This window comes from Kribbella sp. NPDC004536, assembly GCF_042873835.1.
Taxonomy (GTDB): domain Bacteria; phylum Actinomycetota; class Actinomycetes; order Propionibacteriales; family Kribbellaceae; genus Kribbella.
The window spans coordinates 1,550,272-1,569,047 of sequence record NZ_JBIALY010000003.1; the positions used below are offsets into that span (position 1 = coordinate 1,550,272).

The window sequence follows — 18,776 nt, forward strand, 5'->3', positions numbered from 1 at the left end:
GTGTTGAAGCTGGGCAATCTGACCATCGGGACGCCGGTGGTGCTGGCGCCGATGGCCGGCATCACCAACGCGGCGTACCGGCAGCTGTGCGCGGAGCAGGGCGCCGGGTTGTACGTGTGCGAGATGATCACGTCGCGCGGCATCGTCGAGGGCGATCAGAAGTCGCTCGACATGCTCACGTTCGCGGAGAGCGAGACGGTGCGGTCCGTGCAGTTGTACGGCGTGGACCCGGTCTACGTCGGGCGGGCGGTGCAGATCCTTTGTGATTCGTACGGGGTCGCGCACGTCGACCTGAACTTCGGGTGCCCGGTGCCGAAGGTGACCCGCAAGGGTGGTGGCGCAGCGCTGCCCTGGAAGCGGAACCTGCTCGGCGCGATCCTGCGGTCCGCGGTACAGGCCGCGACGCCGTACGGCGTACCCGTGACGATGAAGACGCGGATCGGGATCGACGCCTCGCACCAGACGTACCTGGACGCCGGGCGGATCGCGGAGGAATCGGGCGCGGCGGCGATCGGGCTGCACGGACGTACGGCCGCGCAGGCCTACTCAGGTCAGGCGGACTGGTCGACGATCGCCGCGCTTGTCTCGCACGTCTCAATTCCCGTACTCGGGAACGGGGACATCTGGGAGGCCGGGGACGCGCTACGGATGGTCGCGGAAACCGGCTGCGCCGGCGTGATCGTCGGACGCGGGTGTCTCGGGCGGCCGTGGTTGTTCCGCGACCTCGCGGCGGCCTTCGCCGGGGACGAGGTCCTCGAGTTGCCGACCCTCGGCGAGGTCGCTGCTGTGATGCGGCGGCACGGTGAGCTGCTCGCGGAGCTGATGGGGGAGCAGCGCGGGCTGCGCGACTTCCGCAAGCACGTCTCGTGGTACCTGAAGGGCTTCCCGGCCGGCGGCGAACTCCGCGCCGCACTAGGCATGGTCGACACCCTCGCCCACCTGGACGAACTCCTCTCCCAGCTCGACCCCACCGCCCCGTTCCCAGTCGCCGAACTAGGCGCCCCCCGAGGCCGCCAAGGCAGCCCCCGAGACCACGTAATCCTCCCCGAAGGCTGGCTGAACGACACCGACGGCCTAACCGCCGACCTAGCCGCCGCCGAAATAGGCATCTCCGGCGGCTAAAGGACACCACTTCGCGGCGGCTGTTCTCTTGGCCGCCTCCGGCGGCGTGCTACCGCCTCGCCCGTGAAGCACCGGCGTGCGTGTGGCTGTTCTACGTCCTGGGGATCTGGTGGCCGAGCGGTCACGGCCTGCGGTGGTGTGCTGCCGGTTCGTGGGGAAGGTGCTGGGTATGCGTGTTGTGGTGCGTCCGTCAGGTTGTGTACCGAAGGGCGGGTAGTGGTGGTGGGGGCGGGTGGTGGTACAGGGTGAGGAGTTGCGCGGTTGGGGTGGGGTTGTTGACGACTACCCGTCCTTCGGTACGCCGCATCTGCTGGTCAGCACTTGGTCGACGGATAGGGCGGCTTCGTCTGGGGTGGGGGGGTCGAAGGTGGTTAGGTGGTGGTTGAAGACGGGGTCGGTGACGTCGGGGCGGGAGGGGGAGGCTTGGTTCTGGACTCGGCGGGTGCGGATGGTTGCTTCGTCGGCCTTGACGTACACCAGGGCGAACTCGACGCCGGTCTCCGCCGCCAGTGCGCGCCACGCGTCGCGTAGGAATCGTGGGGAGCTGGTGTCGTCAACCACCACCGTCGCGCCCGAAGTCAACAACTCCCGCACCTCGGTTGAGGCGATCTGATGGGTTTGGGCCCATTCCGAGACGGGGATGCCGTCGCCGCCCCACAGGCCGCGGCGCGCGTTGATTTCGTCGAGGCTCACGACGTGCGCCGGTAGCTGCCGGGAGAGCTTCTGCGCAACAGTGCTCTTCCCCGAGAACGAGAGCCCGCACAACAAGACCAGCACACCTGCATCCAACCATCCCGCCGGCGCGGATCCTCAGCTCATGCCGGTCTTTTGGTGGTCGGGTTGGATGAGTAGGACGACTCGCTCCTGGTCGCGGGGGTATTTGAGGTCGATGTACTTTGCGACCAGGTGGTCGATGATTGGCCAGGCCTCGTCGCCTTCGATCCATTGGACGACTCGGCCGCGGATGGTGACTGGTTCGAACGGGTTGTCGGCCGGGACGATGGACAGTGCCACGCGTGGGTCGCGGCGTAGGTTGCGGGCTTTGCGCATGCCGGGTCCGGTGAAGAAGGCGATGTGGTCGTCGTGTGCGCCGACGTAGACCGGCGTACTGTGCGGCGATCCGTCGGGCAGCAGGGTGGCGAGGTGACCGTACGAGGCGGTCTCGAGGACCGCACGGACAGCGGGGTCGAGCATGGCGTACTCCTTCAGCGGGCGTTGTCGGTGCGCCAGGCGGCGTAGTCGGCGACGGCGGTGGTGATGTCGTAGGCGGGTGCGAACCCGGTGTCGCGAGAGAGCCGGGTGATGTCGAGGTACGGGTCCTGACCAGGGCCGTGGGAGCGGCCGGGGAGCAGATCGAGTGGTAGGTCCGGGCGGATGCTCTGGACGGCTTCGACGAACCCGCGGTTCGTGACGGGCCGTCCGCTGGACACGTTGTAGACCGTGTGGGGCAGGTTGTCGGCCACGGTGAGCAGCGCGATCGCCCGGCCGGCGTCCGGCGCGTAGCAGCAGTCGCCGCCGTCGTCGGCGTACAGGGCCGGTGGCTTCTCACCGCGCAGTACGGCGCTGATGTACGGCGGCATCGGGTTGAACGGAGACTCCGGGTCCATCAACGGCCCCCACGTACTACCGATGCGCAGCAGCACCGGTTGTACACCGGTGTCCTGAAGGCTGTGCGTGGTAAGCGGTTCGACGGCCTTCTTGAACGCGACGATGAGCAGCGGCAGGTCCACAGTCGGCAGCGGAAGGTCCTCATGCCAGGGGACGTCCGGTTGGCCGAGGTAGTTGCCGATGCTGCTGGCGACCGCGAACCGCCGGACGCCCCAGGCACGGGCCGCGTCGAGGGCGTTGAGCAGCCCGGTCAGGTCGGTCCGGAAGTACGCGACCGGATCGTCGCCGGGGATGCTGCCGGCCAGGTGGACGATGTCCGTGACGTCGTACTGCTTGCCCAAGGCAAGGAACGCTTCCCGGTCGGTGACGTCCAGGGACTGCACCGTGACGCGTCCCCGAAGGAACGACGGTACGTCGGCGGCGCGGTGCGAAGTGACAACGACCTGGTGGCCGAGGTCGGTCAGTGCGCGGGCGGTGTGGGCGCCGATCATGCCCAGTCCGCCGGTGATGAGGATCGTCATTGGCTCACAGTCCTTGTGGGAAGTGGAAGAAGTGCTCGGGGTCGTAGGCGTTCTTGACCGCGCGCAGACGCGCCAGGTTCGCGCCGTGGTACGCCGTGGGTGCGTCGGCCAGCGCCGGATCGGGGAAGTTCGGGTAGACGTGCCCGCTGCCGTCGGCATGCGCTGTCGTCCACGACGCGTCGATCCAGGGATCCGCCCGTACGGCGACGTGCTCGAGCAGAAAGCGTTCGTTGCGGTGGGCAAATGCCGTGGCGTGCACCCCGACCCGGTTGTACGCGCCGCCCATCGCGGTGAACGACAGCTGACGTTCTCCGCCGGTTCGCAGCTGGGTCAGCAGCGCGGAGAGAACGCCGTCGGTCAGCGCTTGTCCGAAGAACTCCGACCTGATCCGACGGGTCGTGTAATCCGACGGATCGGCGAGGCTGCGCTTGAGGTCGCGCAGCGACATTCCGCCGTGAAGCTCGAACGGCACGGGCGTACCGCTCAGGTCGCCGAGCTCCTGCAGCAGTTCCCGGGTCGGGTCCTCCGCGAGCAGGCTGGCTCCAGTGACGACGGCCCGGACTGTTCGACCCGGTTGGGAGACGAGCGTGAGGTTGACTGTCAGGTCGTCAGGTGTGTCAGGCGCCCAGGCTTGCCACGCGGCGACCAACTCCTCCGGCGCACGTACGACCCAGTCCGCAGCGATGCGCGTCATCGGCCGGGCCGACACGGTGTCGAACCGCAGCACGGTGACCACGCCGAACTGCCCTCCACCGGCACCGCGCAGCGCCCAGAACAGGTCGGGTTCGCGGGTCTCGTCGGTCTCGACGACGCTGCCGTCGGCGAGCACGAGCTGCGCGCCGACCAACCGATCGCAGGTGAGACCGTACTTGCGCCCGATCAGCCCGATGCCGCCGCCGAGGGCCAGTCCGGCGATGCCGACGGTCGGACCGCAGCCGGCCGGGAGCGCGCGGCCGTACGCGTGCAGTTCGTCGTAGACCTGGGCGAGCAGCGCGCCGGCGCCGATGGTTGCTGTCCCGTCTGCAGCTACTGAGATCGTGTCGAGTCCGGTCAGGTCCAAGATGACGTCGCCGGCCGAGGACCGCCCGGCGAAGCAGTGGCCGCCGCCCCGTGGCACGAGGTGCTCACCCGCGGCATGAGCCTGGATGACGGCGGCGGCGACCTCCGCCACGGTGGTCGCCCGGGTCTGTCGCGAGATCATGTGCCCGAGACTAGGAGCGGCGCACCCTCGGATTCTTGAACAAATCGTGCATGCTCAGGCCCGCGAGGAACGGCAGGTACGACCCCGAGTGGTCGTGTTCGCAGGCGCAGCGGTCGAGGTTCTCGCCGAGCAGTTGGGTCGGGGTCAGACCCGTCAGCCGCAGGCACTCCCGGCTGAGGTGCGCCTGATCCGCGTAGCCGGCGTCGATCGCGAGCCCCGCCGTACCGTCGACGCCGCGCCGGCCGGAAGGTGTCGCACCGGCCTGCGCGAGCGCCAGGAAACCCTGGAAGCGCAAGGTCCGCTGCAGGACCTTGGGCGTTGTACCTACCGCGTGCAGGCAGCGCCGGCGCAGCTGGCTGGTGGAAAGCGACAGTTGCGAGGCGACCGAGTCGATGGCGACCGGCTGCCAAGGCATCAGTGCCCGTACGGCCTCCCGCACCAGCCGATCGGGCCGGCCCGCGATGCGGAACTCGTTCAGCAGGTGTGCCTGCAGGTACATCAGCGCCCGCTCGGGAGTCGTCGCCCGGGCGATCGCATCCACAAGCCGTTCCACCGTGGCGCCCCAGAGATCGGCCAAGCTCAGCCGCTGATCGACCAGGTCGTCGAGTACGGCCGGCAGCGGCGGCGCGGTCCCGGGATGGAAACGTACGCCGACCAATGTGGTCCGCGCCGGGATGACCTCGATCGCCGGCCCGGTCAACGGACCGAGCAGGTGCGGGCGCCCGCCGATCGGGAAGTGGAGCTCGACGCCGCCGGTGGGCAGGTGCCGGTGCACGTGGTCGGTCGCCCCGGTGCGCTGGATCCAGACCGTCCGGACCACCGCGGACAGCCCGGGGACCGGTGCTCGTTCGAGATACACGTTCGCACTCAACGGCTGTCAGCGGGGACGTGTCAAAGGGTTCGACTGTGCTCGAAAGCTGCCGATCCCTTGACCTGGCAGCGGATTCCAGGGACCTTGGACGGCAACGCAATTACGAATCACTTCCGAACGTGGTTCGTAAAAGGAGTGTCCGTGGACATCGTGATCGGCGTCGTCATGCACGTGACGCATCGCGAGTTGTTTCACGACGCCGCGCGCACGTTGAGCGGTGTGGACGTCGAATGGGTCAGTTACGACCACGAGGACGAGATCCGCGACCGGGTCGCCGAGTTCCTGAGCACGACGCACCTCGATGGGTTCCTCGCCGGTCCCGTGCCGTACACCGCCAGCCAGGAACTCCTTCCACCCGGCCTGCCGGTCGGCGTGATCCGATCGTCGGCGCTCGACCTGACGCTCGCGCTCTACCGCGCCCGCGAACACGGCTGGGGCCGTACGCCCGTCAGCATCGATACGTTCCCGGCCGAAGCGGTCGAAGCGGTGGCCAGCGCGCTGGACCTCGATCAGGACCAGATCGACTGTTTGCCGTATGCACCGACCCAGACCGTTGACGAGATCGCCGCCTTCCACCGGGATGCGTACGCCCGGTTCGGCGGCACCAGCTATGTGATCAGCGTGCGGGCCGCCGTACGGGAGCAACTCGCCGGGCAGCTCCCGATCATCAGCGGGATGCCGGTGCCGGCCACGATCCGGACCGAGCTGCACGAGCTCGCGTTGCGGATCGAGTCCGAGCGGGCCGGCGCGCAACGGTTCGCGGCCGGCGTCTTCCTGATCTCGGACGCGGCGGACGTGGAACGGGCCCGGATCGGGCTGATGAACCACGTGCACAACACTCCCGAGTTCGCCGGCGCCTGGATCGAGAACCGCGGACGCCGTGGTGTCGTCGTCTTCGCCCACAAGGCGTTGTTCGAACGGATCACCCGCAACTGGGTCGCCGTACCGGCGCTCGCCGAGGCCGCCACGGCACTCGGCGCGCAGCTCTCGGCCGGCTTCGGCGTCGGTGTCTCAGCCCGCAACTGTGTCCTGCTCGCTGAGCAGGCCGCCGCGCGGGCCGAGCTGGCCGGCGAGTCCTGCGCGTACTTGTTCGAGGACAGCGGCGTCGTGATCGGCCCGATGGGAACGGCGGGCGAGGCGTTGCGGTACTCGTACCGTTCCCACGGCGACGACGTCGAACACCTCGCGAAGTACGTCGGTCTGAGCGCCGTCACCGTGTCGCGGCTGGCCGCGCTGGACCACGAACTACAAGGCCGCACGCTCTCGCCTGGAGAGCTTGCCGGTCATCTCGGAATCACGGACCAGAGCGGACGCCGCCTGATCCGGACCCTCGACGCCGGCGGCCTGGTGAGCGCCGAGGGAACCGCCCAGCACCACCCCAAAGGACGCCCGACGCGTCTGTACCGACTGCGCATCGCCCAAGCGTTGGAGGCACAACCATGGAGCTGACCCGCCGGCTCCCAAGTGCCCCGGTGAAAGGAACGCCCTTGAGAGACCCCGAGAACACGACCGTCGAGGTCGACCTGCCCGAGGACTTCGACGACTTCTGGGCGGCCGGCCTCGCGGACTGCGCGTCGTACCCGCTCGACCCGGTGCTCACCGAAATCCCGGCCCTGTCCACGGATCGTCTGATTGTCTACGATCTGCGCTTCACCAGCTACGGCGGTCTCCGGATCGCCGGCTGGTACGCGGTGCCGCGCCATCGCCCCGGACCACTACCGGGCCTGGTCACGATCCCCGGGTATATCTCGGAGCCGACCGTGCCGAAGGAATGGGCCGAGCTCGGCTACGCCACGCTCGCGATCGCCCCGCGCGGCAAGCTCCGTTCGAACGACGTCTTCAACCCGGGCTACCCGGGTCTGCTCACGCACAACATCGTTGACCACAACACGTACGGGTACCGCGGGTTCTACCTCGATGTCGTCCGCGCCGTCGAAGTACTGCTGGATCGTCCGGAGATCGACAATCAGCGCATCGGTCTCCAGGGCTCCAGCCAGGGCGGCGGTCTCGGGATCTCCACGGCCGCATTGATGCCCGGCGTGATGCGCTGCGTCGCGGCCGGCGCGCCGTACCTGTGCGGAATCATGACCGCGCCGACGCTCACGCGGTCGTACCCGTACGAGGAGATCAACGAGTACCTGCGGATCCACCCGAAGGACGTCGACCGCGTCCGCGAAACCGTCGCGTACTACGACGGCCTGAACTTCGCCCCGAAGGTACAAGCGCCGACGCTGCTGTACCTCGGCCTCGAGGACGACGTCTGCCCGCCCGAGACCGGGTTCGCGCTGCACCGGGTGCTGACGTGCGAGAAGACCCTGCGTACGTACCCGCACTGCGCGCACCACGCCGGTCTGCCGGACGTGATGCGAGTCGTGGAGGACTTCCTTGCCGAACACCTCACCCCGGGACGCTGACCTGATGACCTTCGATGCCTACTGGGCCGCGGTCGACGAAGAGTCGCGGCCATCCCCGGCCGGCCGGTCATGGACGTGGTACCGGCGCGTACGACCGACGAGGCGACGTTCTACTCGCTGCGGATCACCAGCACCGGGCCGTACCGCGTGTACGGCAACCTGAGCATCCCGACCGGCGACGGACCGTTCCCGGGCTTGCTGATCACGCCGCGGTACGGCAGCGTCAACAACATCCCGCACCCGAACGACCGGAGCCGGTACGTCGTCCTCAGCCTGATGCACCGTGGCCAGCGGCTCGCCGACGAGGGGTTCGCGGCCGCGTACCCGGGACTGTTGACGATGGGGATCGACGACCCGTCGACGTACATCTACCGCGGGATCGCGGCCGACTGCCTCCGCGCCGCCGAGTTCCTGACAGGGCTGGCGGAGGTGGATCCGGCGCGGGTCGCGGTGACCGGTGACGACCTCGCGGTGCTGACGGCGGCGCGGCGGCCCGGGTTCAGTTCGGTACGGGTGACGGACCTGTTGTTCTACCGGGCGATGGAGGCGCGGCTCAGGTCGTGCCTGTATCCGCTGGAGGAGCTGAACGACCACGTGCGCGGTGGAGCGTCGACAATCGGATTGTCGACAACCCTTTCGTACTACGATCCCGCGCGGCATGCTCCGGCGGTCGCGGGGCGTACGTTGCTGTCCGTGGACGACGAGGACTGGTGCCAGGCGTTGATCACGGCATTGCCTGATGCTGAGGTCTACAAGGCGACGCATCTCGACGGGACGGACAACGACTTCCTCGATGCGTGGCTGGCGGGGCGGTCCGGTGTGCCGGCGATGTCGAAGTTCGTCGCATGAATCCGCTGGGGGTGCGGCCCGTCATCAACGCCAACGCGACGGTCACGGTGCTGGGCGGTTCGCTGATGCCGCCGCCGGTGGTGCAGGCGATGGCGGACGCGGCGGCGCAGTTCGTCGACCTGCCGGAGCTGAACACGCGCGTGGGGGAGCGCCTCGCTGAGCTGACCCACAACGAGGCCGCCTACGTGACCTCCGGCGCCGCCGCGGCGATCACCCTGGCGGTCGCCGCTTGCATCACGACCGACTCGCAGGCCTTCCCACTCGGGGCTGAGGTGGTGATGTTCGCGAGTCAGCGGAACGGTTACGACTACTCGGCTCGGTTCCTGGGGGTGCGGATCGTCGAGATCGGGCCGACGGAGGACGCGTTGCGTACGGCGCTCGCCCGGAAGCCGGCGTGTGTGCTGTGGTTCGCCGGTGCGCACTACGCCGCGGGTGCGTTGCCGATCGAGGACGTGGTGCGGGTTGCCCGGGAGGCCGGCGTACCGGTACTGGTCGATGCGGCCGCGCAGATCCCGCCGGTGGCTAGCCTGTGGCGGTTCACGCGGGATCTCGGAGCGGACGCGGTTCTCGTCAGCGGCGGGAAAGGGCTCCGCGGACCGCAAGCCAGCGGGTTGGTGCTGGGGAAGCGGTGGCTGGTGGAACGAGTACGGGCGCACACGTCCCCGCTGCACGAGATCGGGCGTGGGATGAAGGTCGGCAAGGAGGAACTGATGGGTCTGCTCGCCGCGGTCGAGTGGACGCTGCAGCAGGACGAGGAAGAACTGCTCGCCGGCTACGAACGCGTGGTGGACGGCTGGATCGCCGGGCTCCAAGGTCTCCCGGGCGTGGTGGTGGAGCGCGGCTACCCGAGCGAGGCGGGTCAACCGCACAGCCGCGCCGTACTCCGGCTCACCAGAAACCGCGACGACCTGGTCCAACAACTCTTCGCCGGCGACCCCCGAATCTCCGTCGGCACCTACGGCCTGCCCGCCGACGCCATCGCCCTCAACCCCCAAACCCTCCAACCCGGCGAAGAAAAACAAGTCCTCGAAGCACTCCTCAACCACCTCACCCCACCCCACTAACCCTCAGGCACCCCCACCAGCTCCCACCCCCGCCGTATGCCCCACCCCCCAACCCCCCGCCGCCCGCCCCGCCTGCCCGGCCTGCGCCGCGGGCCACCCGCACCGCGCGCCTGCGTCGTGCGCCCGGTCCCGCGGTGCACCCCCGCCAGCTCCCGCCCCCGCCGTATGCCCGCCCCCGCCGCCTGCCCCACCTGCTCCGCCTGCGCTGCCTGCGCCGCGGGCCACCCGCACCGCGCGCCTCCGTCGTGCGCCCGGTCCCGCGGTGCACCCCCGCCTGCGCCGCACCCCGCACGTGCTGCGGTACGTGCCGGGGTCCTCGGTGGCGGGTTGTTTGACGGGTGGCGGGTTACAACGCGGTAGGCGCGCAACAACCTGCCAGCGGGTTACAACGCGGTAGGCGCGCAACAACCTGCCAGTGGAGCGGGCTTGCTGGCGAGGGTGGGCCTGGCGGGTGGGTTGCCTGGCGGGTGGGTTGCGGCGGGTGGGGTTCCGGTGGGTGGGGTGGGGGGCGTTTAAGCTCGGGGGATGGCGAGTAAGCCGGATGAGGTGCGGGACGGTGTCGACCTGACCAACTTGGATCAGCCGCTGTTCGACGGGGCGGAGGCGACCAAGCGGGACCTGGTCGACTACCTGGACGCGGTGCACGGGCGGATCCTGCCCGAGCTGCGGGAGCGGCCGCTGTCGGTGGTGCGGATCCGCCCGGGGCAGCCGAAGTTCATGCAGAAGAACGTCCCGAAGTACACGCCCGAGTGGGTGAAGACCGTGCAGGTGTGGGCCGAGGCGTCCAAGCGCGAAGTGTCGTACGCGCTGTGCGACGACCGACGGACGCTGCTGTGGTTCGCCAACCAGCGCGCCGTCGAGTACCACCCGACCCTGATGCGCGCCGACCGCTGGGACCGCGTCACGCACCTGGTGCTCGACCTCGACCCGCCGGAGGGCGAGACGTTCACGATGGCGGTCCAGGCGGCGCTGCTCGTCCGGCAGGCGCTCACCGACTCCGGGTTGTCAGGTGCGGTGAAGACGAGCGGCGCGAAGGGCGTACACGTGATCGTCCCGATCGTCGACACGGTGACGATCGAGGACGCCGCGGCCGCCACGCGGGCGATCGCAGCCCGGGCGGAGAAGCTCGATCCGGAGGTCGCGACCACGGCGTACATCAAGGAGGACCGGCACGGGAAGGTGTTCGTCGACTCGACCCGTTCGGGCGGCGCGACGATCGTGGCGGCGTACAGCCCGCGGGTCCGCCCTGGTACGACGGTGTCGTTCCCGGTGAGCTGGGACGAGTTGGAGAACGTGTCGCCGCGGGACTTCACCGTACGTACGGCGCCTGAGCTGCTCGGGGACCGCGACCCGTGGGCGGAGGCGTTGCCGGCGCCGCAGGAGATCCCCGCGGACGTACTCGAGGAGGGCCGCGCCATCCCGGTCGCCCGGGTCGCGGCCATGCACGAAGGCAAGCGCCGCAAACGAGCCCGCGAGGCACAGGCAAAGGACAGCTGACTACTCCGGGGCGTTCGTCAGGTCGAGTGCGGCACGGCGGACTCCCGGATCCGGGTTGTTGCGCAAGGCAACTAGCAGCCGGCGCCAGGCGACCGGCCAGCCTGCCCGGGGAGCCGCGGTGGTCAGCAAGGCGTGGGCCAGCAGAGCAGCTGCCGGATCGGTTGCCTGGGTCAAGGACTCGGTCAGGGGGAGTAGGTCGGCCGGCTCCCAGTTGGCGTCCGTTGCCTGCAGACGCGCGCGCAGGAGTTCGGCCGCGGCACTCGCGGCCAGCAGGTCGTCCGCGACGGCCTCGTGTAGTGCGGGTACGGCGTCGGCAGCAGTAGGTGCTGCCAGCAGGAGCATCGGCAACCGCAACCCGAGGTAGTCGGGTGCGGCGAGTTCAGCGGCGACCGGCGACAGGTGGCTGCGAGCGGAGGCCGAGCGACCCGCCAGCTGACCGGTGAGCTGGCCCACCAGCTGCCTCAACCGCTGGCGCGCTGGACGATCCCGGTCCGCGGCGGCGTTCGGAAGAGCCGGATCCTCCTCGAGCCGAACCAGTAGCCGGACGGCGTCGACAAGTTCCCGCACACCGTCCGGCGGGTTCGACGCAACGATCGACACCAGAGCGTAAATCGCGTCCGACCACACGCGGCTGCGGAGCGACAGGTCGGTGACGAAGTCCGCGCAAACCCCTGCAGCAGCAGGGCTGTACCGTGCCCACCCCCGCAACGCGAGCAACGTCGGACCGACGACCTCCGGTTCCGAGCGGGTCGTCACCGCGATCAGCAGGTCGGCGTACCGCGACCGATAGGCAAGCGGCACGTCGTACGCGGACCGTGCACCCAGCACCACAGCAGTCGCCGGCGAGTCATGCACCGCCTGCTCCAGCACGGCCCACGCCGCGGGGTCGTACAGCAAGTACTGCGACACAGTACGAGCAATCGTCGCCCGCACATCCCGATGCGCTCCAGCCCACGTCTCCGTGAGCACCGCACCCGCCCCAGGCGCCCGCAGCTCGCCCAGCAGCCGTACTGCTTCCTTCCGTGCCGTCACCTTCACGCCGTCGCGAGTCAGCACCGGCTGCAACAACCCAGGCAACAAGCTCGGCCGTACGAACCGCGCCGCGCGGGCCGCCGCATACACAGCGATCCGCGCCCGATCATCGCCCGCATGCGACAGCAACAACGGCAGCGCCTGGTCCGGGCGGTTCGTCCACGCGAGTCCTGCCAGCGCAGCCTCCTGCAGCAGCACATCGTCACTCGCCAAGAACTCGTCCAATACCGGCCGACCGGCGGTCGGCACATGCCCGAGCGTCTTCACCGCGGCCGCCCGGTACCACTCGGGCATCCCGTGATCACGAGCAACGCCGACCAGCAACGCCGCGTACCGGGCCTGCTGTCGCGGAAGCCACAACCGCAGCGCGTAGTCCGGCACCTCCCACGACGGACTGTTCCGATCGAACCGCCGGATGGTGTCCGCGGCGTCGAACACCGGATCGAGCAGATCGGTACGCAGTTCGGTCACCAGCCACCACACCGGGTGCCATCGCGCGAGCCGCACATCCCGGCGGATGATCCGCTCGACCCGCTCCGACCGGGTCGACGGCGCATCCAGCCAGTACCGGCAGGCGCGCTCGACCGTGTACTCCTGGTTCGACCACACCGCCTGCTCGAGGACGTCCTGCAAGTGGTCGATCCGCCACGCCCGCCGCCCGAACGCCTGCGCGACCGCGAACGCGAGTGCGAACTCGTTCCGCCGAGCCGCCGCCTCGATCGCGGGCCGCAGTACGGCGTAGACGGCGGCCTCACGCCCACGCGGAAGATTGTCGGCAATCCTGTCGAGCGAGAGCTCGCCGATGTTCTCCGACAACCGCGCGTGCGCCCGCAGGCCCCACTCCAGCACACGCGACTCGTTGCCCAGGGCACCATGTACGACGGCTCGCTCGGCGATCCGCCCGAGCGCTCGCCGGGTCGCCCACGACGTGTCGCGCGCGTTCAACCCATCCTCGAGCAGCATCTCGAGCGGTTCCGTCAGCGCCGCGGTCAACAGCGTCGGCGACACATCCGCGACGGTATGCAGGACGGCGAGACGGACCAGGTCCTGGTCGTTCCGTACCCGTTCCGCGGCCCAGGTCACCGCCGCCACAACCTGCTCGGGCCGCGTCGCCGACCGGATGACCGCCTGATAGACCGACGAACGTACCGCCGCCTCCGGATCCCTGACCTCACCGGACAGCAACTCGAACGCCTCGTCGTACGGCAGGTACGCGGTCACCCGCCGCCGCAGTGCGCCGTCCTCCGCGACCACCGGCAACGCCAGCATTCGCCGCGCCTCGCCGATCCGGACCGCGTACGGCAACACCTGCAGCAACTCCGGCGGCAACTGCGCCTGCCCGAGGTCGACGTCCTTCGTCACCGCCTCGAACAACCGGCCACGCCGCGACGGAGCCAGCTCACGGAGCAGCTCGGTCAGCGACGGCCAGAGGATCCGGCCGAGCTCGACCAGTTCGTCGTCGGCGTACCGATAGAGCCGACGCCGCAACGCCGGGGTCAACGCCTTGTATACGGCGCCCCGCCGGTCGGGTGCGAGCAACAACGCGAGCACCCCGGCCGGATCGCGATCGGCCAGCGGCCCGATGACGTCGATCACCGCCACCGGCAGGTCGTGCGCCGGCAGCGCCTCCTTGATCAAGTCGAAGTCAAGGGCGGCAGCCACGCCGTGCCCGACGCCCCGCCACCACTCGTCGCGATCCGCACCGCTCGGCAGCGTCTCCCGCGCAAAGGTCAGCACCTGCTCCGGATGATGCCGCGCGAGCCGCCGCCAGTTGCCCGGCGTCACGCAGTACGCCAGCTCCGGCAGCAACCGCGCTAGGGTCGCGCCGTCCACGGCGTCGAGCAGACCGGTCGCCGCGACGTCACCCCAGCGCGCCCGGTGCTCGTCGATCAGCCGTACGGCGAGATGCTCCCGCCGCTGCCGCCGTACCAGCGCCACCAGCTTGGACCGCAAAGCCGCCGGCGCGTCGTCGTACAGGATCCGCAGGTCGTCGTCCGGCACTGGTACGCCCCGCAGTACAGCGGCGATCGCGCGGCCGTGGACCAACGGGTCCGGGTCGCGGAGCATCCGATTGACGTACGCCGTGTCCCGCGTGACCTCCGCGATCTGCAGACCGAGAACCCGCTCGAACGAACTGCCACGGCCGAGCTCACCGAGCAGCCCGGCCAGTTCCGGCGCCCGGTCCGCGAGCAACCGTACGCGTTGCCCGTACGAGAGTCCGTCGATCGATCGCAGCAGCTCCGGCAGACGCATGAGCCCATCCTGCCGAACGACCGGTGTCAGCTGCCGAGTGAGGCATCCAGGATCATCGTCGCCGCCTCGCGCGCGCGGACCGCCGGGTCGGCCGTCCCGGAGATCGCCGAGCGCGTGATCGCGCCCTCGCTGAGCAGGATCAGGTGGTCCGCGAGCGCCTCCGGGTCCCGGGCGCCGGCCGCGGTCGCGAGGTCGCCGAGCGCGCGCCGGAAGCCCTCCTTGTGCTCGAGAGCCAGCTCGGCGACCCGCGGCGAGACCGTACCCAGCTCACCGAACGAGTTGATGAACGCGCAGCCCCGGTAGTCGCGCTGCTGGAACCAGTCGTAGAGGAAGTCGAACACCGCGAGGATCCGCGCGCGCGGGTCGATCGCCGCGTCGACGTGCTCGGCCAGCATCGACTTCCAGAGCGCGTCCCGGCGGTCCAGGTACGCCTCGATCAGCGTGTCCTTGGACGGGAACAGCTGGTAGAGCCGCTTCAGCGAGACCCCGGACGCTGCCCGGATCGCGTCCATCCCGACCGACTGCACGCCGCGCTCGTAGAACAGCGCGTCGGCCGCGTCCAGCACCTGCTGCTGCGCCGTCGCAGTGTCCAGCACCATCTCCCGAACCTCCCGTGATCCGTGCCACCTTGCGCGGAGAACCAACGTTCTCCTACAGTACCGGAGAGAACGAGCGTTCTCACATCAATGGGAGGAAGAAAATGACTGTGCTCGAGCCCGCCGCCCAGGCCTTCGCCGACGCGACCGCGAAGCCCCCGTTCCTGTTCCAGCTCACCCCGGACGAGGGTCGCAAGGCCGTCGACGAGGTGCAGACCACCGACTACCCGAAGCTCCCGGTCGACGAGGAGTGGGTGACCGCCGCGGACGGCACCAAGGCACGGATCGTCAAGCCGCGGGGCGCGACCGGCGTACTGCCTGTGATCCTCTACATCCACGGCGCCGGCTGGGTGTTCGGCAACGCGCACACCCACGACCGGCTGGTCCGTGAGCTCGCTGTCGGCGCGGGCGCCGCGGTCGTGTTCCCGGAGTACGACCTCTCGCCCGAGGTCCGGTACCCGCACGCGCTCGAGCAGAACTACGCCGTCGCCCGCTGGATCATTGCCTCGGGCAAGGACCACGGTCTGGACGCGGAGCGGCTGGCGATCGCCGGCGACTCGGTCGGCGGGAACATGACGGCCGCCGTCACGCTGCTCGCGAAGGAGCGCGGCGACGTGAAGTTCGTCCAGCAGGTGCTGTTCTACCCGGTCACCGACGCGTCGTTCGACACCGCGTCGTACAAGGAGTTCGGCGAGGGGTACTTCCTGCAGCTCGACGGGATGAAGTGGTTCTGGGACCAGTACACGACCGACGAGAACGAGCGGAACCAGATCACCGCCTCACCGCTGCGCGCCACGACCGAGCAGCTGCAGGGCCTGCCGTCCGCGCTGGTCATCATGGGTGAGGCCGACGTACTGCGGGACGAGGGCGAGGCGTACGCCGCCAAGCTCCTGGAGGCGGGGGTGCCGACGACCGCAGTGCGGTTCGCCGCGATCATCCACGACTTCGTGATGCTGGACGCGCTCCGTGACACCCACGCCGCGAACGCCGCGATCGAGCTGGCGATCACGACCTTGCGCAAGGCGCTCAACTAACCCGTTCGAGCTCCGCGAACGCCGCGGCAAGCTTCGGCAACGTGTAGTGGGCATTCAGGCCGCTCGGGTTCGGTAGGACCCAAACGCGGGTGGTGCCGATGGTGCGGTCCTGCTTGCCCACTGTGGCTGTACGTTCGCCGAACGCGTCACGGTATGCCGTGACGCCGAGGACGGCCAGCCACTCCGGTTGGGCGTCGAGCACCTTCTTCACCAGGTTCTCGCCGCCGGCGAGGAACTCCGCCCGCGACAACTCGGCCGCCTTCGCGGACGGGCGGTCGACCACGTTGGTGATCCCGAGCCGGAAACCCAGCAACTCCTGCTGCTCGGCGGGTTTCAGTTGCCGCGGGGTGAACCCGCTCAAGTGCAGCGCCGGCCAGAACCGGTTCCCTGGCCGGGCGAAGTGATGCCCGGTCGCCGCCGACATCAACCCCGGATTGATCCCACAGAACAGCACCCGCAACCCGGGCGCGATCACATCCGCAATGCCGTCCACGCGCGACACCCTAGACCTGTACCGAACAACGGGCAGTGGTGCCGGCCGGGCGGCACAGTGGTGCCGGTCGGCGGCGCCACGGCCGCCGGCCAGCCGCTTGACCCGGCTGGATCGGGCCACCACTACCCGTTCTTCGGCACACGACCCACTGCGTCAACCCAAGGTTGACGCAGCGAGGTTGTCAACCTAGGGTTGACGGCATGACTCCGGGACCTGACTTGCAGCAACTGATCAACACGATCAAGGCCGACGCCGGCAGCGACGACGAGCTCGCGCAGCTCGCGACCGCGGCGGCGACGATCAACGAACTGACCACCACCAGCGATGCCGCCCTCGGCTTCTTCGTCGACCGCGCCCGCGGCGCCGGCAAGTCCTGGGTGGAGATCAGCGCCGTCCTCGGCGTCAGCAAACAAGCCGCCCACAAACGGTTCGCCGACTCCTGGACCGCGCGCCCAGCGTTCGAGCGCTACACCCAGCGAGCCCGCAATGTTGTACGGGCCGCGGCGGCAGTCGCCCGCGAGCGGAATCATGCCTTCATCGGCACCGAGCACTTGCTGCTCGCGCTCTTCACCGAACCCGGCTCGGTGGCGACGAAGGTGCTGCTGGCTCACGACATCACGGAGGAGACGGTGCGGTCCGCGATGGACGAGAAGAGTCCCGCCGCCCCAGCGGCTGACGCGAGAAGTGCCAAGAAGGCGCTCGACGCGGAGAATCCGCCGTACACCCGCCGGACCGCCCACGTCCTGCAAGGCGCGGTCGGGGAGGCCCTGACGCTCGGCCACAACTACGTCGGCACCGAACATCTCCTGCTCGCCTTCTACCGCGACCAGGCGGGCATCGCCACGAAGATCCTGCTCGAGCAGGGCCTCGACGAGTCGGCGGCCTGGGCGGATATCCGTGCGGCCCTGGACGGCTTCGGCAAGTAGGTTTGGTGCATGCCTGACTGGTCTGCGCGGTTGAACGAGTTGGCAGTGGCGGCCGAGGTCACCGGGGCGGTGCTCGGCATCTGGCACGACGGCGAGACGACGCTCGCGCCGTACGGCGTCCTGAACACCACGACCGGGGTGGAGACCACCGCCGACTCGCTGTTCCAGCTCGGCTCGATCAGCAAGTCGTGGACCGCGTCGATGATCGTCCAGCTGGCCGCCGAGGGCCGGCTCGGCCTGGACGACCCGATCGTCAAACTGTTGCCCGAGGCACCGGTCGACACGCGGGTCACGGTCCGTCAACTGCTCACCCACACCAGCGGCATCGACGGCGACCTGTTCACCGACACCGGCCGCGGCGACGACTGCCTGCAGCGGTACGTCGGCCTGCTCGCGGACGTCGACCAGCTCTTCGAACCTGGTACGGCGTACTCGTACTGCAACGCCGGCTTCGTCCTGCTCGGCCGCCTGATCGAGGTACTCGACAACCGCACCTGGGACGAGTCGCTGAAGGCCCGCCTGGTCGAGCCGCTCGGTCTGCGGCACACCGTCACTCTGCCGGAGGAGGCGATCCTGCACAACGCCGCGGTCGGCCACACCGCGGCGGACGGGTCCCGCGTGCAGACGTGGCAGCTCCCGCGCAGCATCGGGCCCGCGGGGACGATCACCTCGAGCGCCGCCGACGTCCTGGAATTCGCGCGTCTGCACCTGACCGACGCGACGTACGCCCCGATGCAGGAGCCGCAGGTGCCGTACGCGGCCGGCATCGGCGGGTTCGTCGACCTCGGCCTGACCTGGCGGATCTACGACTGGGGCGGGCGGCGGCTGTTCGGGCACGACGGGTCGACGATCTCGCAGCTCGCCTTCCTCCGGATCGACCCGGAGGCGCGGCTGATCATGTGCCTGCTGACGAACTCCGGCAACGGCACCCGCCTGTTCGAACCGCTCGCCTCCGAGGTGTTCACCGAGTACGCCGGTGTCGCGCATCCCGTGGCGCCGCAACCGGCGGAAGCACCTGTCGACGACCGGCACACCGGCCGCTACGAACGCGCCAGTGTCCGGCTGGACGTCAGCAGGCGCGCCGACCACCTCGTCATGACCGAGCAGGCCACCGGAGACCGGCTCGCGTTCGCCGAGGAGCCGGTGCACGAGTACGAACTGCTGCCGACAGAACCGCTGGACGGCAACCACTTCGTCACCCGCTACTCACCGGAACATCCGTGGCTACCGGTCACCTTCACGCCGACGCGCGTCTTCACGTCAGGCAGAGTCACGCCCAGGCGGTGACATAAACT

The 18,776-nt window shown here is 69.4% G+C and carries 17 protein-coding genes; 9 read left to right on the forward strand and 8 right to left on the reverse strand.

What is annotated here, in order from left to right; all coding sequences use genetic code 11:
- The gene (dusB, locus tag ACFYRU_RS32870; RefSeq protein ID WP_387665859.1) at positions 1-1,122 is read left to right on the forward strand and encodes a tRNA dihydrouridine synthase DusB; all 1,122 of its coding nucleotides are present in this window, start codon (positions 1-3) and stop codon (positions 1,120-1,122) included.
- Between the two features lie 282 nt (positions 1,123-1,404).
- On the opposite strand, the gene ACFYRU_RS32875 is transcribed toward dusB, so the two are convergent.
- Genes ACFYRU_RS32875 through ACFYRU_RS32895 form a run of 5 tightly spaced genes read right to left on the reverse strand, consistent with a single transcriptional unit; the run spans position 1,405 to position 5,311 of the window.
- Positions 1,405-1,899, reverse strand: a complete 495-nt coding sequence (locus ACFYRU_RS32875; RefSeq protein ID WP_387665861.1) for an AAA family ATPase — start codon at positions 1,897-1,899, stop codon at positions 1,405-1,407.
- A gap of 33 nt (positions 1,900-1,932) precedes the next feature.
- Entirely contained in the window at positions 1,933-2,316 is a 384-nt protein-coding gene (locus ACFYRU_RS32880; protein WP_387665864.1) for a PPOX class F420-dependent oxidoreductase, read from the reverse strand.
- Between the two features lie 11 nt (positions 2,317-2,327).
- A complete protein-coding gene (locus ACFYRU_RS32885; RefSeq protein WP_387665867.1) occupies positions 2,328-3,251 on the reverse strand; it encodes an NAD-dependent epimerase/dehydratase family protein in 924 nt (307 codons plus the stop codon).
- A 4-nt stretch (positions 3,252-3,255) separates the two neighbouring features.
- A complete protein-coding gene (locus ACFYRU_RS32890; protein WP_387665870.1) occupies positions 3,256-4,452 on the reverse strand; it encodes an FAD-binding oxidoreductase in 1,197 nt (398 codons plus the stop codon).
- Between the two features lie 10 nt (positions 4,453-4,462).
- Complete coding sequence (locus tag ACFYRU_RS32895; protein WP_387665872.1) at positions 4,463-5,311, reverse strand: helix-turn-helix domain-containing protein; 849 nt, start codon at positions 5,309-5,311, stop codon at positions 4,463-4,465.
- Positions 5,312-5,464: 153 nt separating this feature from the next.
- Between ACFYRU_RS32895 and ACFYRU_RS32900 the strand changes: the two genes are divergently transcribed.
- The 5 genes from ACFYRU_RS32900 to ligD all read left to right on the forward strand — a co-directional run bounded on the left by ACFYRU_RS32900 (position 5,465) and on the right by ligD (position 11,147).
- Positions 5,465-6,772, forward strand: coding sequence for a hypothetical protein (locus ACFYRU_RS32900; RefSeq protein WP_387665875.1), 1,308 nt, complete (start codon positions 5,465-5,467; stop codon positions 6,770-6,772).
- Between the two features lie 38 nt (positions 6,773-6,810).
- Positions 6,811-7,737 (forward strand): acetylxylan esterase, encoded by a 927-nt coding sequence (locus ACFYRU_RS32905; RefSeq protein WP_387665877.1) that lies wholly within the window; start codon positions 6,811-6,813, stop codon positions 7,735-7,737.
- A gap of 69 nt (positions 7,738-7,806) precedes the next feature.
- Complete coding sequence (locus ACFYRU_RS32910) at positions 7,807-8,586, forward strand: acetylxylan esterase (RefSeq protein ID WP_387665879.1); 780 nt, start codon at positions 7,807-7,809, stop codon at positions 8,584-8,586.
- On the forward strand, positions 8,583-9,650 hold the full coding sequence (locus ACFYRU_RS32915) for an aminotransferase class V-fold PLP-dependent enzyme (protein ID WP_387665882.1): 1,068 nt from the start codon (positions 8,583-8,585) through the stop codon (positions 9,648-9,650). The genes ACFYRU_RS32910 and ACFYRU_RS32915 overlap by 4 nt, the downstream gene beginning before the upstream one ends.
- Positions 9,651-10,175: 525 nt before the next feature.
- Positions 10,176-11,147 carry a non-homologous end-joining DNA ligase gene (ligD, locus tag ACFYRU_RS32920; RefSeq protein WP_387665885.1) on the forward strand — a complete coding sequence of 324 codons (972 nt, stop codon included), beginning with the start codon at positions 10,176-10,178 and terminating at the stop codon, positions 11,145-11,147.
- On the opposite strand, the gene ACFYRU_RS32925 is transcribed toward ligD, so the two are convergent.
- Together ACFYRU_RS32925 and ACFYRU_RS32930 are read right to left on the reverse strand one after the other, a co-directional pair.
- Entirely contained in the window at positions 11,148-14,432 is a 3,285-nt protein-coding gene (locus tag ACFYRU_RS32925) for a hypothetical protein (protein ID WP_387665888.1), read from the reverse strand.
- Between the two features lie 26 nt (positions 14,433-14,458).
- Entirely contained in the window at positions 14,459-15,031 is a 573-nt protein-coding gene (locus tag ACFYRU_RS32930) for a TetR/AcrR family transcriptional regulator (RefSeq protein WP_387665889.1), read from the reverse strand.
- Positions 15,032-15,132: 101 nt separating this feature from the next.
- On the opposite strand from ACFYRU_RS32930, the gene ACFYRU_RS32935 reads away from it, so the two are divergent.
- The gene (locus ACFYRU_RS32935; protein WP_387665892.1) at positions 15,133-16,062 is read left to right on the forward strand and encodes an alpha/beta hydrolase; all 930 of its coding nucleotides are present in this window, start codon (positions 15,133-15,135) and stop codon (positions 16,060-16,062) included.
- On the opposite strand, the gene mug is transcribed toward ACFYRU_RS32935, so the two are convergent.
- Positions 16,055-16,555, reverse strand: a complete 501-nt coding sequence (gene mug / locus ACFYRU_RS32940; RefSeq protein WP_387665894.1) for a G/U mismatch-specific DNA glycosylase — start codon at positions 16,553-16,555, stop codon at positions 16,055-16,057. The two genes, ACFYRU_RS32935 and mug, sit on opposite strands and share 8 nt — an antisense overlap.
- 200 nt (positions 16,556-16,755) lie before the next feature.
- Here mug and ACFYRU_RS32945 point away from each other — a divergent pair, with 200 nt between their 5' ends.
- A complete protein-coding gene (locus ACFYRU_RS32945) occupies positions 16,756-17,481 on the forward strand; it encodes a Clp protease N-terminal domain-containing protein (protein WP_387665896.1) in 726 nt (241 codons plus the stop codon).
- 9 nt (positions 17,482-17,490) lie between these two features.
- Complete coding sequence (locus ACFYRU_RS32950) at positions 17,491-18,768, forward strand: serine hydrolase domain-containing protein (RefSeq protein WP_387665898.1); 1,278 nt, start codon at positions 17,491-17,493, stop codon at positions 18,766-18,768.
- Positions 18,769-18,776 lie beyond the last annotated feature (8 nt).